Below are 24,178 nucleotides of genomic sequence, written 5' to 3'. Positions count from 1 at the left end.
GAGAGACTATGGGACGCACGGCAATCGTTACCGGCGGCACGCGCGGTATCGGCGAAGCGATTTCGCTGAAACTCAAGGACATGGGCATGGACGTCGCCGCGACTTACGCGGGCAACGAACAGGCTGCTGCCGAATTCACCGATCGTACGGGCATCAAGGCGTACAAGTTCGACGTTGCCGATTACGATGCGTGCCAGAATGCGGTCGAGCAAATCTCGAGCGACCTTGGCGATGTCGACGTCCTGGTGAACAATGCGGGCATCACGCGCGACAGCACCATGAAGCGCCAGACGCATGATCAATGGCAGCAGGTGATCGACACCAATCTGGGCGGTTGCTTCAACATGGCCAAGGCCGTGTTCGACGGCATGTGCGAGCGGGGCTATGGCCGCATCGTCAATATCGGCTCGATCAACGGACAGGCCGGGCAGTACGGCCAGGTCAACTATGCCGCCGCCAAGTCGGGCATCCATGGCTTCACCAAGGCACTGGCGCAGGAGGGGGCGCGCAAGGGCGTCACCGTAAACGCCATCGCGCCCGGCTATATCGACACCGACATGGTCGCCGCGGTGCCCGATGAAGTCCTGGCCAAGATCGTCGCAAAGATACCGGTCAATCGCCTCGGCCAGGCCAATGAGATCGCGCGCGGTGTCGCCTTCCTCGTCGATGAGGATGCGGGCTTCATCACCGGTTCGACGCTGTCGATCAACGGCGGCCAACACATGTACTGATGTTCCACCCGCAGCGCGCCAGCAAGCGGTCGGTTACCATTGCCGGCCACGAGACCTCGATCGCGCTTGAGCCATTGTTCTGGGAAGCGCTAGAGCAGGCCGCATCGGTGCGCGGCTTGCCTGTCAACGCGCTCGTCGCGCAGATCGACCTTAGCCGCTACGACGCCGACCAGCTCAATCCGGTCAACCTCGCCAGCGCCATTAGGCAATGGCTCTACGCGGAAAGCATTTCCCTGATTGCCGAGGCAAAGCCCGAGCCGCCGTCGGGGGCGTAACGCAGAAACAGGTCGGGCTCGACCAGTTCGAGCTCCATGATCTGCGGCTCATCGCGGTTCATCACGATATCGACGCGCGCGTAGGCAGTCTTCGCGGGCGCGGCAGCAAGCGCGGCATCGGCCAGCGCACGCACCTTCGGATCGGGCGTGATCTGCTCCTCCGAGCCGCCGAACTCGGGCTGCACCCGAAAATCACCGTTCTTGGCGCGCTTGACCGCTGCATGGCTGAACGCGCCGCCGAAATAGACAAGGCTCATCTCGCCGGCATCGAGGATCGATGGGATGAAAGGCTGCACGATGAGGCGGCGGTCGACGAGGCCGGGCGGCAGCGATGCGCCCGCGGGCAAGCGGTAGATCCCTTCCGCCGATGCCGAAACGAGCGGCTTCACGATCAGCTCGTCATCGCCGAATTTATCGCGCGCCCGTTCGAGTAGCCTGTCGCCCTCGTCGGCGTCGCCGAAGACGCTCGGTACGATGGCCACGCCCTTGTCTTCCAGATCCGAGAGATAGCTCTTGTCGCTATTCCATCGCAGCACCGGCACCGGGTTGGCGACCGGCACCCGGCGAAAATCGATGCGGTCGAGCAGGTCGAACCAGCGCCCGGGGTCGAGATGATAGCCCCACGCAATCAGCGGCAACACGCCATCGACAGCGCGCAGCACGTCGTCGTCGCATTCGTTCCATTGGACCGGCTCGATCTCGATGCCGACCGCGCCGAGCATGTCGCGGGTCGCATCGAGCTCGTAATATTGCGGGTCCCATTCAGCCGGAACGAGCAGAGCGACTTTCATCAACGGCCGAGCAGGATACGCGCCTGTCCCGCGATTTGCGCAAGCATGGCGATGCTCGCAGCGCCGCTATTACGCGCCCGATCGACGAGCTTGCGGAACTGGTCGATCCGGGCACCCTGCCGTTCACACCAGCGTTCGACCGAGGCCACGGGGTCATCGCCGCGCTGGCGCGACAGGAAGTCGATGCGCAGCTGCTCCATATCGCGCTGCAGGCCGGCGAGCAGCAGGCGTTCCCATTGGTCGCCCGGCGTGTAACGCACAAGCTGCTGGTGAGCCCAATCGAGACCGAGCGACTCGCCCAGCATCGTATAGGCCTTGGTCAGCCCGAGGATATCGCCTTCCTTGCGCGCGGCGAGCGATGCCAGGCCGAACACACCGTCGAGTTCATATAGGCGCACGAGCGCTTTCACGAGCTCCTCGTCGGCACCCAGTGACATCAGCTGTTCGCGCCGCGCATCGGCTTCGATGCGGACTTCGGAGCGGATCAGGCGGCCCGTCGCGCCCTTTACCTTCTTGAAGCCAGGTTCGAACAGTTCGATCAGCTTGGTAACCGACGTTTCGCTTCCTGCGGCGCGCAGGATGTCCGACAAATGGGTGCGTACCGACTTTGCCGCTGTCGAGAAAAGCTCGATGCGCGTGATTTCATCGACTTGGGCGTTTTCGATCATGTCCCACAAGCCCTGAAGGTCGAGCAGATGTTCGGCGACCAGGAAGGCCACCACGACCTGTTTGAGCGCCGCGCCTTCTTCTTCGGTCATATCGAGCGCCACGGAGGGGCCGAGGCGGTTGACGAGGCGATTGGCCACCTTGGTCGCGATGATCTCGTTTTCCAGCCGGTGGGCGTTGATCGCATCCTTGAACTGGCGCTGCATCGGCTTGGGAAAAGCATCGTGCAGTTCGGGATCGAGAATCTCTTCTCCCGCCAGGTCGAGCCGTTCAGCCGCGTCCTGCAACGCGATCTTCGAATGCGATAGAATTACCGCGAGTTCGGGGCGCGTCAGGCCCTGATTGTCGACGGCGCGGCGCAGCAGCGCATCGGAAGACGCCAGGCCCTCGACCCTCCGGTCGATACGTCCTGAAGCTTCGAGCATTTCGATCGTACGCACATAGCCCGGCAGACCCGACGGACCGCGCGATTCCGCGATCGACAGCGCCAGCGTCTGAAGGCGATTATCTTCAAGCACGATCTGCGCGACTTCGTCGGTCATCTTCTCGAGGAAAGCATTTCGCTTTACTTCATCGAGCCGCCCTTCGCGCATTTCGCGGTTTAGCGGGATCTTGATGTTGACCTCGTTGTCCGAGCAATCGACGCCCGCACTATTGTCGATGAAGTCGGTGTTGATCCGGCCGCCACCGAGCGCAAACTCGATGCGCCCGGCCTGCGTGATGCCAAGATTGGCGCCTTCGCCGATCGCGGTCGCGCGTACCTCGTTGGCGTCGACACGCAAATTGTCGTTGACCGAATCTCCGGCATCGTTGTGGCTCTCGGTCGAAGCCTTGATGTAGGTGCCGATGCCGCCGAACCAGATGAGATCGACAGGCGCCTTGAGGATCGCGCTGATGAGCGCCTGCGGCCCGACAGTCTTTTCTTCCAGACCGAGCATGTCCTGCACGGGCTTGGTCAGCGTGATCGACTTCTGGCTGCGTGGGACGATCATCCCGCCCTTGCTCATCACCTTGCGATTATAGTCGTCCCAGCTCGACCGAGGCAATTCGAACAGGCGCTTGCGCTCCTTCCAGCTCTTGGCCGGATCGGGATCGGGATCGAGGAAGATGTGGCGGTGATCGAACGCGGCGTTGAGCTGGATCGTCTTGGACAGCAACATGCCGTTGCCGAAGACATCGCCCGACATGTCGCCGCAGCCGACGACGCGGATCGTGTCCGTTTGTACGTCGATGCCGCGCTCGAGGAAGTGGCGTTGGACGCTGACCCACGCACCGCGCGCGGTGATGCCCATCGCCTTGTGATCGTAGCCGTTGGACCCGCCACTGGCGAACGCATCGCCGAGCCAGAAATTCTTCTCGAGGCTGATCGCGTTGGCGACATCGGAAAAGGCCGCGGTGCCCTTGTCCGCCGCCACGACGAAATAGGGATCGTCGCCATCGTGGACGACGACCTTGGGCGGATGCACGACCTTGTCTTCAATGAGATTGTCGGTGACCGAGAGCAGCGAACGGATGAAGATGCGGTAGCTTTCGGTGCCTTCCTCCAGCCACGCATCGCGGTCTTCGTCCCGATCAGGCAGCTGCTTGGGATAGAAACCGCCCTTGGCGCCAGTCGGCACGATGACCGCGTTCTTGACCAGCTGCGCCTTGACCAGGCCGAGGATTTCGGTGCGGAAGTCATCGCGCCGGTCCGACCAGCGCAGGCCACCGCGGGCGACGGGACCGCCGCGCAAGTGGATGCCTTCCACGCGCGGGCTGTAGACCCAGATTTCGCGCCACGGCACGGGCTTGGGAAGACCAGGGATGCCGCTGGAATCGATCTTGAAGGCTAGCGCGCCCGACCCCTGGTCGGAAAACGCGTTGGTCCGCAGCGTCGAGGCGACAACGGCGCGGAACAGGCGCAGGATACGATCATCGTCGATCGATTTGACCTTCAGAAGCGCGCCATCGAACTCGTCGAAGGCGGCATCGATCGCTGCCTTGCGATCACCCTTGAGGCTGGGATCGTGACTGACGCGGAAGGCTTCGACCAGGGCAGTCGTGGCTTGCGGCGCGCGGCTGAGCGCGTCGACCATCGTGACAAGGCCGAAGGCAACGCCGGTCTGGCGCAGATAGCGGAACCAGGCGCGCAGCCACACGACCGCCTGCGGATCGAGCCCCGCCAGCAGGACGAGCTGGTTGAATTCGTCATCCTCGCTCTTGCCTGCCATAACGTCGGCAATGGCTTTCTCGACGATTTCGTGGCGATCGAGGATCGCGTCGACATCGGTGCCGCGTGGCAGTTCGAGGTGGAAGTTATGGATATAGCCCATCGCGCCATCGGCCAGCGCTGTCGGCATTTCCTCGAGCACGCGAAAACCGTAATTTTCGAGCACCGGAACCGCGTCGGAAAGCGGAATGATGCCGCTACGACGATAAAGCTTTAGATGCAGCTGGCAGCCAGTATCGGTCGCCGACTGGTAGAGACGCGCATCGCGGCCGTCGCCATCGAGCGCGGTCAGCCGCAGTATGTCGAGCGCACCTTCGGCGGGCTCGGTGCGGGTGCGATAGGGTTCGGGCATGGCGGGCAGGTAGGCCAGCGCGAGGCGCGTGGCCTTGCCCGATCCGACCCGCTCGACCAGCTCGTTTTCCACCGCCGGCGCCCAGCCGCGCACCATTTCGACCAGCGCTTCGTCAAGCGCCTCGACGTCGGGCATGCTTTCGCCGGGCTCGGTGGCCATCGTGAAGCGCAGCAGTGCAAGATCGCCATCGCCAAGTTCGACCGCCCAGCTGGTAATGGGCGAGCCGACTTCATCCTCGATCATCATCGAAATCGCCGTCCGACGCGCGGTCGACAACTCATCACGCGGCAACCAGACGAACGCGTAGAGATGCCGGTTCAGGCTGCCCGGCAGGATCAGCATCGTCGGGCGCGGACGATCGGCAAGGCTCATCGCGGTGAAGGCCGCCTGGCGCACTTCCGCCTCATCGAAACTGATCACAAGATCGTGCGGCAGCGTGGAGATGGCGTGGTTGAGCGCCTTCCCGCCGTGGCTCGACGGGGCGAAATTGAGCTCTTTGTCGAGCATCTTGAGCCGCTGGCGCAAGATGGGCACTTCTTCGGCGGGTGAACGCAGCGCGGCCGACGTCCATAGGCCGCAATGTAGCGACACGCTGTCTTCGCCGCGGCGGATCATCACTACATCGAGCGGCACGCGGCGGTGGACCGGCGAGATGCGGTCCGCCTTCATGACGAGGAAAGGCCTGCTCTTGTCGAGCAACGCATCGAGCGCCGCATCGTTGACCGCGCGGTTCCACAGGCTGAAATCCTCGCGCAGCAGCCCAAGCCCTTCGCTCATACCGCTGCGTGTCAGGATGGCGTGGCCGAGCAGCGTGAAATTATTGTCGATCAGCCAATGGAGGAACTCGCCCTCTTCCTCGTGGCTGCCATCGAGCGCGTCCGCGTCGCGCTCCATCTCGGCCACCATGTCCCGCCAGTCCCGCACCGCAGCGCGCACGTTGGCAAGCACATCGAGCAAATCGGTTTCGAGTTCATGGCGCCCGCGCGCGTCGGCGCGGTCGAGTTCGATGTAGATAAGCGATTCGTCCTGGTCGCCGCCCACGCCCTCAATCTCGCCATCGTCGCCGCGCTGGATCGGCATGATCGGATGCAGCAGGCGGTACACGGCAAGGCCGCGCGCGGCGATTGCGGCCGCGATGGAGTCGACGAGGAACGGCATGTCGGTGTTGACGATGGCAAGCCGCATGCGGCGATGACCGGCGCCACCACCCAGCGATTCGATACGCAGCGCGACCAGGCCGGGCTTGCGCTCGTTGGCGACCTTGGCGACAAATAGGGCCGCATCGTGCAGCCCATCGGCATCCATACCCTCCAGCTCGCCGGGGAGCGCCGATTCCTTGAGCGCCTTTTCAAGCTTGGGAACGAACCCTTCGCCCTTGCTGCCGCGTGCCATAACCTCTCCAGACTGCACTTATGGGCGCGGGCTATAGACCCGCTCGTAGCGGGCAACAAGTCGGTATCAGGGAATGTTCGAAGTGTTAGCTGGCGGCTTTTACGAGCACACGATCGACCAGCTTGGTATCGTCGACTTCGGCAACAACATCGATGCTGCCATCGGCGTTGCGGCGCGCCACCAGCAGGGCATATTCGCCCTCGAACCCGGTGCTTTGCAAAGGCTCGGCATTACGCAGCTTGTCGCGCGCCTTGGCGGCCTTGTCGACGGCCGGCTTGTCGCCGCGGCGCGCCGCGCGTTCGGCCTTCACGAACCCCTTGATGCCGCCGTCGGTCTTTTCGACGGCTTCCTTGAACTCGCCGAAACCGATCTCGGTACGATGAGCGTAGGCGAGCGCGGTCGAGAATTCGGTGATGCGACTCTTGTCATAGTCCGCCCCGAAGACGAGCTTTACGATCGGCGTCATCGGAGCGCGGGCCTGCGCCTTCACTCCGGCATCTTCGAGGATTTCCGCATAGTCGTCGGGGCGCCGTTCGGCGGCCAGGCTGAAATCGTATGCGAGGCTCAAGGCGTCGTAGAGCGCGGCGCGGCTTCGTCCTTCGGCAGACTTGCAGACTTCGGCACTATCGCGGGCGGCGAACAGCCAGTCGGCAAGGCCATCGGCTTCGGTAAGCACCGCGGCCGGAGCATCATTTTCGTCAGCAATGTCGCCGTCTGCCAAGGGGCCGTCCTGCCACGCCATATGGGTGTCATCGACGCTTGGGAGCTCATCCACGCCGGGCGCGGTTTCCGGTTCCGGATCGGGTTCGAGCGGTGCCAGCGCCGGCGCGATGGTCGCATCCGCTGCGACCTGTTCGCCGGTGTCTTTCCAGTTGATCACGCCGTAGATGAAATCGATCGTGATGCCGTCGGAGGAAAGCGGCATCAGGATGCCGCGGTAACAGATTTCGTGACCGCGCTGGTTGACGAATTCGGCTTCGAACCCGACCGGCGCGCGGTTGGCGATGATCTGCATGTAATGATCGGTCAGGCGCGACAGGAGCGAGCGCGACGGCACGTCGCTGATCGTCTCGATCGTCTCGTCGAGCCCGCATTCTTCGCGAATGGCGTCGCCGATATAGGAGGTGCCGGGATTGTCGCGGTCGCGCGTAAAATCGAGCAGCACCGCGTGCGGCCCGAAATCATCGAGCGTCGCCGGCTCGAGATCCTGGATCGAGGGAAAATCGCGGCCGTCGAGGAGCGAACACCAGTAATTGTAGGCGCGCACGTGCATGCGGCGCTCATCGGTGCCGATGGCCTGCGCTACATCCTCTTCGGGCATGGCTGCCTCAGCGGCCTGGATTTTCTCTTCGAACGCCATGGATCCCCACTGCGATTAAATCACGATACATGCGCAACTCTCTCCGATTTGGATAAACAAAGCGTTAAGCATGATCGCATATAGGAGTGATTGTTCACGCTTGTGCGAGCCGCGATCCCCTGTTAGGAGCCGCGCGCACTTGGCCAGCATGCCGCTTTAGCTCAGCTGGTAGAGCACCTCATTCGTAATGAGGGGGTCACAGGTTCGAGTCCTGTAAGCGGCACCATTCCCTGAAAAATCGCCCGGGTCGGGCTCCGGCTTGATGCGGCATGGCCTGTAACCATGCCCCGGCTCAACCCCGCCGGGCGAGCGCGTTCTCGACCATACGCCCGATATCATTATCGAAATCGCTGTTGATCGAACCTGCCATGCGCGGAAGTCGTCGTCGCGATCATTGCTCATGGATAGGCATATGGGGATGTCGCACCCCAACCCAAAGCTGGTCCGAAGTCCTAGGCGGCGTAGATGAGCAGCGCGATCGCGATGACGAGCAGCGCATCCTCGGTTAAAGCTGCCGGCAAATCCTTGCCAAATTTGCCCGCCAGCCAAAGCCTTGCCCGCAGTGTCGCGAAGGTACCGATGGCCGCACCCAATGCGCCAAGCGCGGCCCCGGCCCAGCCCGATGCAGGATCCACCGCGCCCATGGAAACGGCAGCGCCCGTCAGCGCCCCCATCGCGATGCGTCCGACCAGCCCGTAGCTGATCGTGCGGTTGGGCGCTTCGGGGCGTTTGTCGCCATAGAGTTCACCCAGCGCCAGCAGCGTCAGGATAGCCGCCGGCGCGGGCGCGCCCAGCCAGCCCAACCCCGTCCCGGCAATATCGAGCCAGCCGAACGCCGCGCTCCACGCCACCAGCGCGGGCGCCAGGAAGGTGCGCGCACCGTTGAGGAAACCGATCAGGAAGGCGAGGCCGAGCGTCATTTGGCAGGCACAACCCTGCCCGTGCAGCTGCCAAGACCGATCGGAACCGCGCCCGGCGTGTCGCAGCGCGCGATGAGCGTCACTTCATCGCCGTCTTCGAGGAAGGTGCGCGTCTCTCCATTGGGCAGCGTGATCGGCTTCTTGCCGCCTTCGGACAGCTCGAGCAGCGAGCCGTAGCCCGCTTCTTCCGCAGTCGAGAGTGTGCCGGTGCCGATGAGATCGCCCGGCTGCAAATTACACCCGTTCGAGGCGTGGTGCGTCACGATCTGTGCAGCAGACCAGTACATTGCGCTGGCGGCATCGCCCCGGCTCAGCGTGTGCGGAGCGTCCCCATCCTCGCGCATCTTTTCGGTCGAAAGCAGCACTTCGAGCTTGATGCCGAGCGCGGCCGCATCCGGACCGCCGTCAAGATAGTCGAGCGGTGCGGGATCTTCCTCGGGGCGCGGCGGCATCTTGGTCATGAACGGGGCGAGCGCCTGCGGGCTGATAACCCACGGGCTCACCGTGGTAAGAAAGCTTTTTGCAAGGAACGGACCGAGCGGCTGGTATTCCCACGCCTGCAGATCGCGCGCCGACCAGTCGTTGAGCAGGCAGTATCCGGCAATATGCTGCGATGCCTCGTCGATCGGAATAGGTTCGCCGAGCGCATTGCCTTCGCCCACCCAGACGCCCATTTCGAGCTCGTAATCGAGCCGCATCGAGGGGCCGCGCGCGGGCGCATCCTGATCGGGGCCTTTGCGCTGACCCGACGGGCGCACGACGGGGTGACCCGACACGCGCACCGAACTGGCACGGCCATGATAGCCGATCGGCACATATTTATAGTTGGGCAGCAGCGGATTGTCGGGCCGGAACAGGCTGCCGACATTGGTGGCGTGATGGATGCCGACATAGAAATCGGTGTAATCGCCAACGGCGCACGGCACGTACATTTCCGCGCTTTCGCGGTCGAACAGGCTGGGCGACACGCTGGTTTCGTTATTGCCGTCCGACAACAAGTCGCTCAGCCATTCGCGCAGGCCCTGGCTAGCTTCTATGCCGAGCGAGAAGAAGCTGTTGAGCACCGGCTCCTGCAGCGTTTCCGCCCAGTCTTCGTCAGGAATCATTTCCGCCGCAGCGAGCGCGCACAGGTCGAGGATCTTGTCGCCGATCGCGACCCCGATGCGCGGCGCGCCGCCCGCGACCGAAAAGACGCCCAGCGGCAGGTTCTGGATCGGAAATTCGGGGTGGCCGTTGGCGCTCTCGACCCAGCTGGTGAGATCGGGATCGTGGGTGGCATCGAGGGTCATTCGGGAAGCTCCGCTTTGGGGAATCCAGTCCATGCTAAATCGTAATCGGGTTGCGATCGTTCCATCGCAAAATCGGTCGGCGCGTAGGGCCAGCAAGTCTCGACCATGAATGCCAGCGTGCCATCGAGCTTGACCGGCTCGAGCTTCGCTTCGCTCGCTTTTTTCCAGCTTTCGACGTCGGGACCATGCCCGCTCATGATGTTGTGCAGACTCAGCCCGCCCGACTGGAAGCCTTCGGCCTTGGCGTCATATTCGCCGTGGATGAGCCCCATCGCCTCGCTCATCACGTTGCGGTGGAACCAGGGCGGACGGAACGTGTCTTCCGCCACCATCCAGCGCGGGGGGAAGATGACGAAATCGGCATTGGCGCGCCCCGGCGTATCGCTGGGCGAGGTCAGCACCGTGAAAATGCTGGGATCGGGATGGTCGAAACTGACCGTGTTCATCGTGTTGAAGCGCGACAGGTCGTAGCGACAGGGCGCGTAGTTGCCATGCCAGGCAACGACATCGAGCGGTGAATGATCGAGCGTCGTCGACCAAAGCCGGCCGCCCTGCTTCTGGATGAGTTCGACATCGCCATCGACGTCTTCAAAGGCCGCCACGGGCATCTCGAAATCGCGCGGATTGGCAAGGCCGTTGGAGCCGATCGGGCCAAGATCGGGCAAGCGGAAGGGGGCGCCGTAATTCTCGGCCACGTAGCCTCTTGCCGACCCTTCAGCCAGTTCGACGCGGAAGCGGACGCCGCGCGGGATAAGCGCGATCGAACCGGGCGCGACTGGCAGATGTCCCATCTCGGTGACGAGGTGCAGCGCACCCTGCTGCGGCAGGATGAGCAGCTCTCCATCGGCCGAGAAGAAGACGCGGTCCTGCATCGATTTGTCGGCGCGGTAGAGGTGCATCGCGACGCCCTCGAGATCGGCGGGATCGCGCGTCGCCAGCATTGTCACCAGCCCATCCACGAAATCCTTGCCTTGCGGCAGGTCGGCGACGGGATCCCAGCGCAGGCGGTTGGGTGCCAGCGGCTTGTCCGAGCCCTTGGCGCCGACGAGCGCATTGCCACGATAGGCCTCGAACGGGCGATGGTCCGCGGTCGGGCGCAGGCGATAGAGCCAACTGCGTAGATTCTCGTGCCGCGCCATGGTGAAGGCGCTGCCTGACAATTGTTCGGCATAAAGGCCAAAGGCGGGCTTTTGCGGGCTGTTGCGGCCTTTGGGCAGCGCCCCTGCAATCGCTTCCGTTTCCACGTGCGCGCCAAAACCGGTGATGAAGTTCATTCCAGCCTCTTACCTCTATTTGGTGCGCGTGGTGACGACTTGCCCGAGCGAAGTCAATTCGCCGCCGAGGCCTCGTTCGCGGGCATTTCGTCTTCCGGTTCTACCGGCGGCTGCGGAATTTCCGTTTCGAAGCGCTCGGGTATCGTGATTTCCGCTGTCGGCGAGCCGATGCCAAGCTCCTCGCGAAACAGGAAGACCAGCAACAGCAAGATGAGGACCAGCAAGCCTATGGCGATGGGCGCGCCGCCAGGTCCGCCGGGATCGGTATCGAGTCTGTCGTCGCTCATATCGTCCGTCATGCCCGATCAACCGAAGAAGAGCCAGACGCCGGCGATCATCACCAAGGCGCCAAGGCTGATGCCATAGGCCCCGTAGACAATGCCGCGCGTGTCGGGCGGATCGACCCAATTGCCGCTCATCCGCGCCAAGGCGCCGCACATGCGGTTCTTAGCGCTTTGCACCAGGACGATGGCTAGCAACATGAAGAATGTCGCCATCGCGCGCGGCACCCACCAGGGCTCGAATTCGCCAAAGACGGCACGCAGACCAAGGCCCAGACCGATCAGCCCCATGCCCGACCCCATCCAGCTCGCCATGGTGCGCTCGACCGCCATCATGGTCCGGTCTTCGGCAAGATCGGTGCGCTCCTCGGCAAGTTCGTTACCGTCTTTTTCGGAATTCGGCGTGTCGCCAACCATTTAGTGTCTCCCAGCCGAAGCAACGATGCGCGCACCAATTCGTTGCCCGAGAGTATCTTAAGGGGCCAATCCTATGAAAAACCATCCCTGGGCGACAGGAATCTTCATCTTTTTCGTGCTGCTCGGATGGGGAGCGCGCGAGGCCATCGGCGGCATCTACTCGCTGGGAGAAGCGATCCAGCTGGTCGAAACGCTTGCGTCATCGGGTCTTTATCTGGGTGCTGCGAGCGCCACGTCATCGGCGACCATCCTCGCGCTGATGCTGACCATCACCGGCATGATGCGTCGGCTCGACGCCGACTTTGATTACGACGTGTGGTGGCGGATCAACCTCGTGGCCAAGGCCGCGACGGTATCGCTAATGGCCAGCCTGCTGCTGCTGCTCGCACTGGTCTTCCCGGTCGGCGAATTCGAGGGGCTGCCGGCGGACTGGTTCATCTGGATGTATAACGGCTTGTTCGCGATCACCGTGCTGGTCGTCGCGCTGCTCGCCACCACCGTCGCACTGCTCTACGCCACGATCCACGACGTCATCGCCACGATGACCCCGGATATCGATGCCTCGGCGGAAAGCGGCGGGGAAGAGTCGTCGGACGAATAATGGTGCTGCCGGAGAGATTTGAACTCTCGACCTCTCCCTTACCAAGGGAGTGCTCTACCCCTGAGCTACGGCAGCCTAGTTGGAAGACGGCGCGCCTAAGACCATAGGACCCCTGCCCTGTCAAGCGCTTGCGGCTGCACGAACACCTGCTTATCAGGCGACCATGGCTCAAAAGGACGATGACAAAGGCAAACGGCTTGCCGAAGCACTGCGCGCGAACCTTCGTCGCCGCAAGAACCAGGCACGCGGCGCGCCCGAAGACACGGGCCCCGCGACCGAGCGCAAGGACGCCGACTGATCAGCCGGACGTCATGCAGAAAGCGTTGAGCTTGTTGCCGTCAAGATCGCGGAAATAGGCAGCATAGAAGCCATCGTCACCGCGCGGACCCGGCGCCCCTTCGTCGCTACCGCCATTTTCCAGCGCAGTCTGATAGACCTTCTTCACCTGCGAGGTGTCCTTGCACAGCAGCGCGACCATCACGCCGTTGCCGACGGTTGCGGGGTCGCCGTCATAAGGTTTGGTCACGCCGATGCCGGGGCCACCCTTGGCATCGCCCCATGCGATGAACGTGTCGAACTCCATCATCCGTCCAACGCCCAACTCCTTGGCGATGGCATCATAAAACGGAGCGGCCTTTTCGAGGTCGTTGGTGCCGAGCGTCACATAACCGATCATTTGTCTCTCCCTTCGAGTCGCGTCGGGAGAACATTACGTGAACAGATGGGAGGCGTCTAGCCGATCGGTGCGCAGGCCGCCTTGAGCCATTCGAGCTCTTCGCCTTCGAGCCGCGGCCCGATCTTCTCCACCACCTCGGCGTGATAGTCGTTGAGCCATTGCAACTCGGCAGGGGTAAGCAGTTCCGGTTCGATCAGGCGCCGGTCGATCGGCGCGAAGGTCAGCGTTTCAAAGCCCAGAAGCGGCTTGTCGGCTTCGCTCGCCGCCCCTCCGACCTCGACCACCAGCACCAGATTCTCGATGCGGATGCCGTATTCGTTCGCTTTGTAATACCCCGGTTCGTTCGACAGGATCATGCCGGGTGCGAGCGGCTCGTCCGCACCGGCATAGGCGCCGCCCGGTGGCGATATACGCTGCGGCCCTTCGTGTACGGCGAGGAAAGCGCCGACGCCGTGACCGGTGCCATGCGCATAATCGAGGCCTACTTGCCAAAGATACTGCCGCGCAAAACTGTCGAGCCGGCCGCCCGAAATGCCCTGCGGCCAGCGCTGTGTCGCAATGGCGATGTGGCCCTTGAGGACGCGGGTGAAGCGGTCCTTCATCTCCTCGGTCGGCTCGCCGACGATCACCGTTCGCGTAATGTCGGTGGTGCCATCGAGATACTGGCCGCCCGAATCGACCAGGTAGATCGAATTCATCTCGAGCGGATGGTTCGACGCCTCGTTGACGCGGTAATGCGGCAGCGCGCCATTGGGCCCTGCACCCGAAATCGTGTCGAAGCTGATGTCCTTCAGCTGGCCAGTCGCCTCGCGCATCTCGAGCAATTTGGCCGCAACCGTGAGCTCGTCGAGCTCGCCCTTGGGCGCCTCTTCCTCGAGCCACTTGAGAAACCGCGAGATCACCGCGCCATCGCGATACTGCGCTTCCTTGTGACCGTTGATCTCGGCCTCGTTCTTGATCGCCTTGGGCAGCACGGCAGGATCGCGGCGGTCAAGGATGCGCGCGCCCGCGGCTTCGAGCGCCTGCGGAATGGCGGCGACCGAGCGCTCGGGATCGACCGCGACAGTCTTGCCCTTCAGGCTCTTGAGGTGGGTTTCGAACGCATCGCGGTCATGCAGGCGCACGCCATTGCCGAGATGCTGGCGCACCTCGTCCGAAATCTTCTCGGGCTCGACGAAGAGGTCGGCGGTGCCGTCCTTGTGAACCAGCGCGTAGGCCAGCGCGACGGGGGTGTGCGTCACGTCAGCGCCGCGCACGTTGAAGGTCCACGCGATCGAATCGAGCGCCGCCAGCACCGTTGCGTCGGCGCCCTCGCTCTCGATCCAGTCGGCCATTTCCTGCCGCTTGGCGGCCGAGCTCTTGCCCGCCAGCTTTTCATCATAGGTGACGAGGTGCGCCTTTGAAGGCTCGGGCCGGTCGAGCCAGACGGCGTCAATGGGATTACGCTCGACCGCGACCAGTTCCGCTCCGCGCGCCGCAAGGCTCTTGGTCGCCTGCCGCACCCAGGCGCGCGTATGCAGCCAGGGATCGTACCCGATGCGCCCACCTTCGGGCGCATGTTCCTGCAACCACGCGGCAATCGAAGTTTGCGGCACATCCTCATAGGCGAACAGGTCGCCATCGACCTGCTGGCGCACCTGGATGGTGTAGCGCCCGTCGGTGAAGATCGCCGCTTCTTCGGGAAGCACCGCTGCCGCACCCGCCGAACCATCGAAGCCCGTCAGCCATGCCAACCGCTGGGCATAGCTGCCGACATATTCGCTCATATGTTCATCGGTGAGCGGCACGACGAACCCGTCGAGCCCGTCCTCTTTCAACTGGGTGCGCAGGGCGTTGAGGCGATCGGCGTGCGTGGACATGAAGGACCTTTTCTAAAAACTTGTGCCTTTGAGCGCATGATAGCGCGGATTCACACTGGACGTAATGGCCTCACCTTTGCTTTCAACAGGAGGACACACCAAGTGGAGCCGAATATGCGCCTTCCCGTTTTTTTTGCAGCGACCATTGCAGTCGCTACCCCGAGTATCGCCCAACAGGAGATCGACTTGCCCAATCCCCCCGTCGCCGAGCAGCGCCCATATAGTTACGAGCGCCACGGCATCACCATCGAGGACCCCTGGGCCTGGCTCAAAGACCAGAGCTATCCCAAGATCGATGACGAGGACGTGCTCGATTATCTGAAGGCGGAAAATGCCTATTTCGAAGCGTGGAAGAAGCCGCAGGAAGCGGCCATCGAAACGCTGTTCGAGGAGATGAAGGCTCGCATCAAGGAAGACGACAAGTCGGTGCCTGTTAAGGACGGCGACTATGTCTACTGGTCCGAATTCGCGCCCGGCACCCAGTACCGCCTGTGGTACCGCAAGCCCGCGACCGGCACCTCAGCGGACAATTCGCCGACCGACGGCAAGCTCGTCTATGACGAGAATCAGGCCGCAGAAGGACTTGATTATTTCCGCCTCGGCGCGATGAGCGTCAGCCCCGACGGCAAGCTTGCGGCCTATTCTACCGACACCAACGGGGCCGAGCGCTACACGCTCAAGATCATGAATATCGAGAGCGGCGAGGACCTCGAGACGATCACCGACCGGTCGCTCGGCCAGCCGGTATGGACCGCGGGTTCGGACGGCATCGTCTACACGGTCGTCAACGACAATTGGCGCACCGACAAGGCGCTCTATCACAAGCTCGGCACCGATCCGGCCGATGATCCTGTCCTCTACGAGGAAACCGAGAACGTCGCCTTCACCGTCGGCGTCGGACAGACCACCGACGAGCAGTGGATCCTGATCGAGACGGGCGAAAACATTTCGGACGAAACCTATATCATCCCGGCGGACGATCCCACCGCCGAGCCAAAGCTCGTCAAGCGCCGTCGCCCCGACATCCAGTATGATGTCGACAGCGCGCACGGGAAGCTGTGGATCGTCACCAATGACAACCACGTCAACTTCCGCCTTGCCGAAGCCGACCCGGCCGATCCGCAAGCCTGGCACACCGTAATTGCCGGTAGCGACGACTTTTACCTGCAGGGCATCAGCGCGCATCGCGATCACATGCTGGTGGAAGGACGCCTGGGCGGTCTCGATCAGCTATATCTGCGCGATTATGACAGCGGCGAGATGAAGCGCGTTCCTTTCGACGAGGAAGCCTATAGCGCGGGATTTTCGGGTAACCCGGAATACGCACCGGCGGCCTATCGCATCAGCTACAGCTCGATGGTCACGCCGGGCACCGTCTATGACTACCATCCTGCCGACGATCGCCTCGAAACGCTCAAGGTACAGGAAATCCCCTCGGGCTATGACCCGTCGCGATATACGGTCGACCGCCTGATGATCGATGCCCGCGACGGTGCCAAGGTCCCGGTCTCGGTACTGCGCCGCAAGGACTTCGCGCTCGACCAGTCGGGCAAGCTGTTCGTCTACGCTTATGGCGCCTACGGCTACGCCATCCCGCCCAGCTTCTCGACCTCGCGCTTCAGCCTGGTCGATCGCGGCTTCGCCTATGCCATTGCGCATATCCGCGGCGGCGATGACCTTGGCTACCAATGGTATCTCGATGGCAAAATGGAAAAGCGCGAGAATACCTTCAACGACTTTGTCGACGTGACCCGCGGCCTTATCGAGGCGGGATATGCAAAGCCCGGCATGGTCGCGGCCGAGGGCGGTAGCGCTGGCGGCGAGCTGATGGGCGCGATCGTCAACCAGGCGCCCGAATTGTACGGCGCGGTGGCAGCACACGTCCCCTTCGTCGACGTCCTCAATACCATGCTCGACGACAGCCTTCCGCTCACGCCGGGCGAATGGAACGAGTGGGGCAACCCGATCGAAAGCGAAGAGGCCTTCAGGACCATCCTTGCCTATTCGCCCTATGACAACGTCAAGGCGCAGGATTATCCCGCGATGCTGATCACCGGCGGACTCAACGATCCGCGCGTGACCTATTGGGAGCCGGCCAAGTGGACCGCCAAGCTGCGCGCCACCAAGACCGACGACAACCTGCTGCTGATGAAGATCAACATGGGCGCAGGCCATGGCGGCAAGTCAGGGCGCTGGAATAGCCTTTACGAGCAGGCCGAGGCCTACCAGTTCGTGATCGACCAGCTGGGCGACTGATGCGTCGCTGGCTGGTCATCGCGGCGGCCGCGCTGCTGACTGGCGCCCCCGCGGGCGCCGACAGGGTCGAACGCGCAACGCCTACGATGACCGCCAGCGTCGAACCGATCGGCAATGGCCGCTTTCGTGCGGTGCTGCATTTCGATGAAGACGCGCCGCTCTGGATCTTCCACCGCTCCGCCGTCACGCGCGAGGGCAACGAGGACTGGCGGCAATTGAGCTGGACGGTGCGCACGCGCGGTGTGCGCCTCACCCGCATCGGCAATCATGCCGCCTTGGTGCCGACTGCGGGCCGTATGCCCCAGACGGTTGAGATTTTCGTCCGGCCGTTCGCGCAAGACCTGCTGGCCGACTATACGCCTGCGGTGACCTTTACCGACGGCACGCTGGCGATGTTTTCGGACCATTTCACGATGCGCCCCGCGCCATCGGTGGAAGCGGTCGCGGCGCTGGGCGCAAGCTTCAACAGCCTGCCCGACTATCGCGGCGGCAACCCGCGCGTCGTATTCCGCTCGGGCGGCACGACGATGCGGCATGATGGCGAGCGTATCGCACGAAAGCACTTCGACACGCCCGCCTATGTGACGTACGGCAACGCCGCGCCGCGGATCAGCAATGAAATCAGCGCCTTGGTCGATCCCGGCCTGCCGCAATGGCTGCGCGAGCAGCTGCTCGCCGAAGTGCCCGGGCTGCTCGATCTCTACGCGCAGAAGTTGGGACCGCATAAGGGCGGACGACCCGAACTGATCGCGGCCTGGGAAGGCCCTACCCCCAACCTTGTCAGCTTCGGCGGCAGCGTGATGGACGAGACCATCATCCTCCAGATCGAGGGCGACCGCCTGATCGCGCCCAGCCGTCAGGCCTTCGGGTTCGTTCGCCAGTTCATCGCCCACGAGGCCGCGCACTTCTGGCTCGGCAGCACCGTCGGGTACGGCGATCCCGGCGATGCCTGGACGAGCGAGGGCGGCGCCGACCTGATGGCCCAGCGCGCCGCCGAAGCAATCGATCGACAGCACGATGCCAGCGCCTTCATCGAAGGATCGCTCAACAATTGCGCAGCGATGGCGTCCGACGGTCCGCTGAAGGCAGCGCCCGAACGACACGGCCAGCAGGCCTTCTACGCCTGCGGGCTCGTATTCAGCCTCGTTGCGGAACATCACGCGCGGCAGTCGGGCGGCGACTTTTTCAGTTTCTGGCGCGGGCTGATCGAAGCCGAGCGCGACGACGGCGTGGCCAGCGTCGAAGACTGGCTTGCGGCACTACGCCGCGCCGGTGGGACGGACGAGCAGATCGCGCTAATTTCGACCATGCACGAAGTCGGCGTGCGCGACACCGCGGCCAGCCTGTCCGCGCTATTGGGCAGCGCAGGCTATAGCGTGACGAGAGGCGAGGACGGCAGGCTGCGCCTGTCATGAAGCCGATCTTCGAGACCACGAAGACCGCGCGTGCGGACCATATCGACGAGCTCGGCCACGTGAACAATGCAGTCTGGGTGCAGTGGATCCAGGACGTCGCCACCGCGCACTGGAACAGCGCTGCCGATCCGGCCCATGTCGACGCCTATGTATGGGTCGTGGTGCGCCACGAGATCGACTATCTGCGCGCCCTCAAGGAAGGCGAGACCGCCACCGCACGCACCTGGGTCGGCGAAGCGCCGCGCGGCGCCCGCTTCGACCGCTACATGGAATTTCTCGACGCCAACGGCAAAGCGCTCGTCAAAGCGCGCGCCCAATGGGCGATTATCGACAAGGCCAGCGGGCGTCCCATTCGCGTCCCCAAGGAAGTCGCTGCGCCGTTCCTCGGAGATTGACTGGACCGGTGACGAGTCGCACACTGCGACCCATGCCCGGGCTGATCCTCTACGACTATTTCCGATCGAGCGCGTCCTACCGCGTGCGCATCGGGCTCAACCTCAAGGGCGTCAGCTACGAACAGCGCATGGTCAACCTGGTCGAAGGCGACCAGCGCAGCGATGCCTATCGCGAGCTCAACCCGCAGGGACTGGTACCGATGCTGGTCGCGGGCGACACCAAGATCACGCAAAGCCTCGCCATCCTCGACTGGCTCGATGCAACCTATGAAAAATCGCCCTTTCTGCCTGCGGACAAGGATCAGCGGTCGGCGGTGCTGGCGATGGCCACGCTGGTCGCTTGCGACATCCACCCGCTCAACAATCTGCGCGTCCTCAAATATCTGAAAGGTCCGCTTGGCCTGTCCGAAGACGCCAAGGACGAATGGTATCGCCACTGGGTGACGACCGGTTTCGACGCGCTCGAGAAGATGGCGGAGAATGCCGGCGGCGGCACCTGGCTGGTCGGTGACGCGCCCACGCTTGCCGATATCTGCCTCATTCCGCAGTTGTACAACGCGCGGCGCTTTGCCGTGCCGGTTGCCCAATATCCGCATTTGCGGCGCGCCGACGAAACGGCAAGCGCGCACCCGGCCTTTGCCGCCGCGCATCCCGACAAGCAGGAGACCCACCCGTGAACCGCGCCGAGAACATGACCAAGGGGATGGATGCTGCCGGCCCGATCGACAGCGTCGACATCCCCAGCCTCAAGGGCAAGGTGTCGGACGAGGAATGGAAGATCCGCGTCGATCTTGCCGCCGCCTACCGGCTGGTCGCGTATTACGGCTGGGACGATCTTATCTTCACGCATCTTTCGGCGCGCATTCCGGGCCCTGATCACCACTTCTTGCTTAACCCCTACAACCTCATGTTCGAGGAGGTGACCGCCTCGTCACTCGTCAAGGTCGACAAGGATGGCCACGCGGTCGACGAGACGCCTTTCATGACCAATCCTGCGGGTTTCACCATCCATAGCGCGATCCATATGGCGCGCGATGACGCGCATGCCGTGATGCACCTCCACACCCCTGCCGGGCAGGCCGTGTCGGCGCACGAAGAAGGGCTCCTGCCGCTTACGCAGACGGCGATGCTGGTGCGCGGCGACCTCGCCTTCCACGATTATGAGGGCGTCGCGGTCGATCTCGACGAACGCGAACGGCTCGTCGCCAATATTGGTGACAAGGGCGCCATGCTTCTGCGCAACCATGGCACGCTCGCCACCGGCAGCAATGTCGGCGAATGCTTTATCAAGCTCTATTTCCTCGAACGCGCCTGCGAAGCGCAGATCATGGCGTTGAGCGCTGGAGACGCGGTCAACAATCCGCCGCAGGGCACGCCAGAAACGACGGCCGAACAGGGCAGCATGGGGCTCAAGGTCGTCGCCAACATGCTCGCCTGGCCCGCGCTGCTGCGCAAAGCCTACCGGCTCGACCCCAGCTTCGCGACCTGATCGTTACCAGGCGATCTGGAAGCCTGCGCGCGTTCCCACCTCGCCCGAGTTCGCGCCCACACCAACGCCTGCCGAAAGGCTCGCATTTTCGCCCACCGCGGTGCTGATCGCGAGCGCCAGACTGGTGCGTCCGTTATAATTACCGACACCGCCCGATAGCGCGAAGCTCGCGCCCGCGGGCACGGCGGGGCTTTCCATCGCCAACGCCATCGCGACGCCTTCGTTGGCTTGCTCGATACCGCCCTGGAGCTGGTCGGTGAGGTCGAACAGCGCATCGATATCAGCCTCGTGCGCCAGCATCGTCTGCCCGAAGGCGAGGCTCATTCGGTCGACGGCTGCAGCGCTGGCCGCCGCGCCGCGCCCGAGCGTGCCGTTGGCATCGACGGTGACGACATCGACAGGGCCGACCTGCATCAGCGTCGAGTTATCGATATCGCCGATGCGCACCGAAGACCCCGTCCCGCCAATCGCGACTTCATAGCTGTTGGTGGTCGTGGCATTGGCGCCGATCGCGGTGGCCCCGAAATGCTTGACGTTGGCCTGGTAGCCGATGGCAGTCCCGAGGCTGCGCGAGGACACGGCCGAGCGCCCGACTGCGGTCGACCCCTCGCCGCTCGAACGCGCATTGGACCCAACGGCTGTCGCGGCGATATTGGTCGCCTGCGCGACTTCGCCGATGGCGGTGGCGTTGGTTGCGCTGGCGAGCGATCCGCGGCCGATCGACATCGAATTCACACCGGTCGCCTTGGCGCTGGAGCCGATTGCGGTGGCCCGGAAGACGGTGGCTTCCGTACGGCGTCCAAGCGCCAGCCCCTCCGCGCCGGTTGCGGAAGCGAGAAAGCCGATAACGGTCGATTCGGTCCCCGATGCCGATGCGCCGATGGCGATGGCGGTAGCGCGCGCGCCGCTCGCCGACGTGTCGACACCGAGCGCCAAGGCATACTCAGCCGTTGCCTGTGCGCCTTTTCCGTTGGCATCACTGAACTGATCGGCAGGATCGCTATCGGCGCCGATGGCGATCGAACCTTTGCCTAGCGCTTCGGTGTCCGAACCGAGGGCAGTGGAGCCCGCCCCGGTCGCCTGCGCTGTATCTCCGATTGCCGTTGCGTTGGTCGCAGCATCGGTGAGGTGACCATAGGCCACCGCGTCGGTCGCGCCCGTCGTCGCGGTCGAGCTTCGACCGCACACGAGGTTTTCGCTACTGTCCTGGTCAACGGCAAGAACCTCGTCGGCGGCCAGATTGTCGTCGATATCGATCAGGCATTCATCGGCCTGCGCCGGCACCGAAAAGAGGAACGGGATGGTTGCAATCGTGGCCGCAGCAACCGTGAATTTAAGGAACGTACTCATGTCGACTTCACCCCTGCAAAGCAGGACCAGTCGATGGCTCCCCGTTTGGAAGAACAGGACGCAAAACACCCTGCGAAGCCCCCAACTGCCCCACATTTCTCAAGCGCGCACGATCGCGAGTCGCCCGGGCGCGCCGTCGAGTTAACGATTAATTATGCCATGAATTAACATAGATCACAAAGCCGGGTGATTCACAGGGCTATGATACGAAAAAGGGCGGAGCCGCTCGGCGCGAGCCCCGCCCTCCCCTCTGGCGTCAAAGACGCTCAGAAGCCGATGGCGACACCGACCCGGCCGCCGTCCGAGCCGCCTTCGCTCGATCCCGCATAACCGGCCGACACATAGATCTTGGGCGCGACCCGCGCGACCAGCCCGGCGGCAAAGCCGGTTTCGCCGCGATAGGTCGACACGTTGCCGCTCAGCGAAACATCGCTATCGGGCACGACCATCATGCCCCCCAGCGCCATTGCGGCGGCGATCCCGCCTTCATGCTGGTCGCTCAAGTCGAACAACGAATCGACTTGCCCTTGCAGCGCCGCGATGTCCGCTTCGTGCGCCAGCATCGTGCCCTGGAAGGCAAGGTTCATGCGTTCGACCTGCGCCATGCTGGCAGCGGCCCCGCGCCCCAGCGTCCCGCTGGCATCGACGGTGACGACATCGACCGGGCCGACCTGCGCGGCCGTCGAGGCGGTCATGTCGCCGATGGTGACGCTCGATCCCGCGCCGCCGATCATGACCTGCTTGTCGCGCGTGGTTGTTGCGTTGGCGCCGATGGCGGTCGCCACCGCATGCGTGACGTTGGCCTGGTAGCCAACCGCGGTACTCTGGCTGCGCGTGACGACCGCGCTGCGGCCGACCGCGGTCGATCCTTCGCCGCCCGACTGGGCGTTCGAACCCACGGCCACCGCGGCGATGTTGGTCGCCTGTGCCACTTCACCGATCGCGGTCGCATTGGTCGCGGTGGCATTGGCGGCGCGACCGATCGCGAGCGATTGCACGCCCGTGGCCGTCGAGCTCGTACCGATGGCGGTCGCGCGGTACACCGTCGCCTGCGTGCGCCGACCAAGCGCCGTGCTTTCCGATCCCGAACTTTCCGAGAAGAAGCCTACCGCCGTCGCGTCTGCGCCCGAGGAAACCGCGAGGCGACCGATTGCCGTTGCGCTGGTATTACTGGCGTTAGCGTCCACGCCCATCGCCATTGAATAGTTGCCGCTCGCCTGAGCGCCGAAGCCGTCATCATCGCTAAACGGATCTGCGGCGTCGCTGTCCCCGCCGATGGCGATGCCGGCTTTGCCGGTTGCTCTTGAACGAGCCCCGACTGCGGTCGAGTTGACTCCGACTGCATAGCTCTCTGCTCCAAGAGCCGTCGAAAAGTCAGCCAAGGCTTGCGCACCAAGGGTGAACACATCCTTGCTTCCTCCAAGTGCTGTCGCCCCTGTTGCCGATGCTCGGGTGGCGTATCCCAGCGCAATAGAATTGAAGCCATTTGATAGTGAGGCCCGACCCATTGCTACGCTGCCATCGTTAAGTGCTTGTGACTCGTACCCCAGCGCGATTGAGGACTGACTGTTGGATATGGACGATCGTCCAATGGCCACGCTGAAATCGTCCAGCGCTTGTGCCAAATAGCCCATAGCGATCGCGCCGACTCCTACATTGTCGTCAAGCGAATTGATCCCAGCAACAGCGTCGGCGCCAATGGCGATCGCGAAGTCGGCCTCGGTGTTTGCCCCACGACCATTGTTGTTGAGGTCACCCCCCAGGGCGACACTGCCGTTACCGTCTGCATAAGCTTCGGAACCAACGGCGGTCGCGGCCGTGGCCGTGATCGTGCCCAGTGCACCCACCCCGATCGCCGTCTGGCGCGGAGCGTTCACTTGCGCGTTTCGACCGCATGCGAGTGTCGTTGTTTCGTTTCCAGTGTCCGAGGTCCCGACGTTATCGGCCAAGAGATCTTCGGCGGAGTCGATGAGGCATTCATCGGCTACTGCTTCTGTCGAAAAAGCGAATGGCACCGTCGCCATCGCTGCGATTGCAACTGTGGTTTTCCAACCAAACTTCATGATGTCCGTACCCCTTCTGCAATGGGCACGCGACGAAGGCCGAGCTGAAACTCTTACGCTTTCAACATAGAAGCTTACTTCCCCCCGAAGCGTCCCTGTTGCGGCCATCTGATGAGC

General features: G+C 63.3%; 21 protein-coding genes and 2 tRNA genes. 10 read left to right on the top strand and 13 right to left on the bottom strand.

The window, feature by feature from the left end; all coding sequences use genetic code 11:
- The first annotated feature begins 8 nt into the window (after positions 1 to 8).
- Complete coding sequence (phbB, locus tag NUX07_RS02600; protein WP_265528602.1) at positions 9 to 731, top strand: acetoacetyl-CoA reductase; 723 nt, start codon at positions 9 to 11, stop codon at positions 729 to 731.
- Positions 731 to 1,006, top strand: a complete 276-nt coding sequence (locus NUX07_RS02595) for a ribbon-helix-helix domain-containing protein (protein ID WP_265528600.1) — start codon at positions 731 to 733, stop codon at positions 1,004 to 1,006. Before phbB ends, NUX07_RS02595 begins: the two co-directional genes overlap by 1 nt.
- Here NUX07_RS02595 and NUX07_RS02590 read toward each other — a convergent pair.
- The 3 genes from NUX07_RS02590 to NUX07_RS02580 form a co-directional block, all read right to left on the bottom strand.
- Positions 946 to 1,797: an ATP-grasp domain-containing protein gene (locus NUX07_RS02590; RefSeq protein ID WP_265528598.1), complete on the bottom strand. Its 852-nt coding sequence runs from the start codon at positions 1,795 to 1,797 to the stop codon at positions 946 to 948. The genes NUX07_RS02595 and NUX07_RS02590 overlap by 61 nt on opposite strands.
- Complete coding sequence (locus NUX07_RS02585) at positions 1,797 to 6,416, bottom strand: NAD-glutamate dehydrogenase (RefSeq protein WP_265528597.1); 4,620 nt, start codon at positions 6,414 to 6,416, stop codon at positions 1,797 to 1,799. The genes NUX07_RS02590 and NUX07_RS02585 overlap by 1 nt, the downstream gene beginning before the upstream one ends.
- An 85-nt stretch (positions 6,417 to 6,501) precedes the next feature.
- A complete protein-coding gene (locus NUX07_RS02580; RefSeq protein WP_265528595.1) occupies positions 6,502 to 7,776 on the bottom strand; it encodes a PAS domain-containing protein in 1,275 nt (424 codons plus the stop codon).
- A 150-nt stretch (positions 7,777 to 7,926) separates the two neighbouring features.
- Between NUX07_RS02580 and NUX07_RS02575 the strand changes: the two genes are divergently transcribed.
- Positions 7,927 to 8,002 (top strand) — tRNA-Thr (locus NUX07_RS02575).
- A 226-nt stretch (positions 8,003 to 8,228) separates the two neighbouring features.
- Here the strand turns inward: NUX07_RS02575 and NUX07_RS02570 are convergent.
- Genes NUX07_RS02570 through NUX07_RS02550 form a run of 5 tightly spaced genes read right to left on the bottom strand, consistent with a single transcriptional unit; the run spans position 8,229 to position 11,957 of the window.
- Complete coding sequence (locus NUX07_RS02570) at positions 8,229 to 8,696, bottom strand: DUF4126 domain-containing protein (protein ID WP_265528593.1); 468 nt, start codon at positions 8,694 to 8,696, stop codon at positions 8,229 to 8,231.
- The gene (fahA, locus tag NUX07_RS02565; protein WP_265528591.1) at positions 8,693 to 9,985 is read right to left on the bottom strand and encodes a fumarylacetoacetase; all 1,293 of its coding nucleotides are present in this window, start codon (positions 9,983 to 9,985) and stop codon (positions 8,693 to 8,695) included. The genes NUX07_RS02570 and fahA overlap by 4 nt, the downstream gene beginning before the upstream one ends.
- Positions 9,982 to 11,259 carry a homogentisate 1,2-dioxygenase gene (gene hmgA / locus NUX07_RS02560; protein WP_265528589.1) on the bottom strand — a complete coding sequence of 426 codons (1,278 nt, stop codon included), beginning with the start codon at positions 11,257 to 11,259 and terminating at the stop codon, positions 9,982 to 9,984. Before hmgA ends, fahA begins: the two co-directional genes overlap by 4 nt.
- 53 nt (positions 11,260 to 11,312) lie before the next feature.
- Entirely contained in the window at positions 11,313 to 11,546 is a 234-nt protein-coding gene (locus NUX07_RS02555; RefSeq protein WP_265528588.1) for a hypothetical protein, read from the bottom strand.
- Positions 11,547 to 11,564: 18 nt separating this feature from the next.
- Positions 11,565 to 11,957 carry a DUF202 domain-containing protein gene (locus NUX07_RS02550; RefSeq protein ID WP_265528586.1) on the bottom strand — a complete coding sequence of 131 codons (393 nt, stop codon included), beginning with the start codon at positions 11,955 to 11,957 and terminating at the stop codon, positions 11,565 to 11,567.
- 73 nt (positions 11,958 to 12,030) lie between these two features.
- On the opposite strand from NUX07_RS02550, the gene NUX07_RS02545 reads away from it, so the two are divergent.
- Positions 12,031 to 12,558 carry a hypothetical protein gene (locus NUX07_RS02545; RefSeq protein ID WP_265528584.1) on the top strand — a complete coding sequence of 176 codons (528 nt, stop codon included), beginning with the start codon at positions 12,031 to 12,033 and terminating at the stop codon, positions 12,556 to 12,558.
- Here the strand turns inward: NUX07_RS02545 and NUX07_RS02540 are convergent.
- Positions 12,559 to 12,633, bottom strand: a tRNA-Thr gene (locus NUX07_RS02540).
- A gap of 88 nt (positions 12,634 to 12,721) precedes the next feature.
- Between NUX07_RS02540 and NUX07_RS02535 the strand changes: the two genes are divergently transcribed.
- A complete protein-coding gene (locus NUX07_RS02535) occupies positions 12,722 to 12,856 on the top strand; it encodes a hypothetical protein (RefSeq protein ID WP_265528582.1) in 135 nt (44 codons plus the stop codon).
- Here the strand turns inward: NUX07_RS02535 and NUX07_RS02530 are convergent, their stop codons facing one another.
- Together NUX07_RS02530 and NUX07_RS02525 are read right to left on the bottom strand one after the other, a co-directional pair.
- Positions 12,857 to 13,234, bottom strand: coding sequence for a VOC family protein (locus NUX07_RS02530; RefSeq protein ID WP_265528581.1), 378 nt, complete (start codon positions 13,232 to 13,234; stop codon positions 12,857 to 12,859).
- A 56-nt stretch (positions 13,235 to 13,290) separates the two neighbouring features.
- The gene (locus NUX07_RS02525) at positions 13,291 to 15,093 is read right to left on the bottom strand and encodes an aminopeptidase P family protein (RefSeq protein WP_265528580.1); all 1,803 of its coding nucleotides are present in this window, start codon (positions 15,091 to 15,093) and stop codon (positions 13,291 to 13,293) included.
- Positions 15,094 to 15,207: 114 nt separating this feature from the next.
- Between NUX07_RS02525 and NUX07_RS02520 the strand changes: the two genes are divergently transcribed.
- The 5 genes from NUX07_RS02520 to NUX07_RS02500 are packed head-to-tail and all read left to right on the top strand — an operon-like array spanning position 15,208 to position 20,648.
- Entirely contained in the window at positions 15,208 to 17,349 is a 2,142-nt protein-coding gene (locus NUX07_RS02520) for a S9 family peptidase (RefSeq protein WP_265528578.1), read from the top strand.
- On the top strand, positions 17,349 to 18,764 hold the full coding sequence (locus tag NUX07_RS02515) for a M1 aminopeptidase family protein (RefSeq protein WP_265528576.1): 1,416 nt from the start codon (positions 17,349 to 17,351) through the stop codon (positions 18,762 to 18,764). Before NUX07_RS02520 ends, NUX07_RS02515 begins: the two co-directional genes overlap by 1 nt.
- Positions 18,761 to 19,159 (top strand): acyl-CoA thioesterase, encoded by a 399-nt coding sequence (locus tag NUX07_RS02510; RefSeq protein WP_265528575.1) that lies wholly within the window; start codon positions 18,761 to 18,763, stop codon positions 19,157 to 19,159. Before NUX07_RS02515 ends, NUX07_RS02510 begins: the two co-directional genes overlap by 4 nt.
- 32 nt (positions 19,160 to 19,191) lie before the next feature.
- Positions 19,192 to 19,836, top strand: coding sequence for a maleylacetoacetate isomerase (gene maiA, locus NUX07_RS02505; RefSeq protein WP_265528574.1), 645 nt, complete (start codon positions 19,192 to 19,194; stop codon positions 19,834 to 19,836).
- 26 nt (positions 19,837 to 19,862) lie between these two features.
- A complete protein-coding gene (locus tag NUX07_RS02500) occupies positions 19,863 to 20,648 on the top strand; it encodes a class II aldolase/adducin family protein (protein ID WP_265530728.1) in 786 nt (261 codons plus the stop codon).
- A 3-nt stretch (positions 20,649 to 20,651) separates the two neighbouring features.
- Here the strand turns inward: NUX07_RS02500 and NUX07_RS02495 are convergent, their stop codons facing one another.
- A complete protein-coding gene (locus NUX07_RS02495; protein WP_265528572.1) occupies positions 20,652 to 21,998 on the bottom strand; it encodes a YadA-like family protein in 1,347 nt (448 codons plus the stop codon).
- A 266-nt stretch (positions 21,999 to 22,264) separates the two neighbouring features.
- Complete coding sequence (locus NUX07_RS02490; protein WP_265528570.1) at positions 22,265 to 23,875, bottom strand: hypothetical protein; 1,611 nt, start codon at positions 23,873 to 23,875, stop codon at positions 22,265 to 22,267.
- Positions 23,876 to 24,178: the final 303 nt, after the last annotated feature.

It is taken from the genome of Sphingomicrobium marinum (assembly GCF_026157105.1).
Classification (GTDB): Bacteria; Pseudomonadota; Alphaproteobacteria; order Sphingomonadales; family Sphingomonadaceae; genus Sphingomicrobium; species Sphingomicrobium marinum.
Note: the sequence above shows the minus strand (reverse complement) of the source record. Positions and strands in the feature narration are given on the sequence as shown.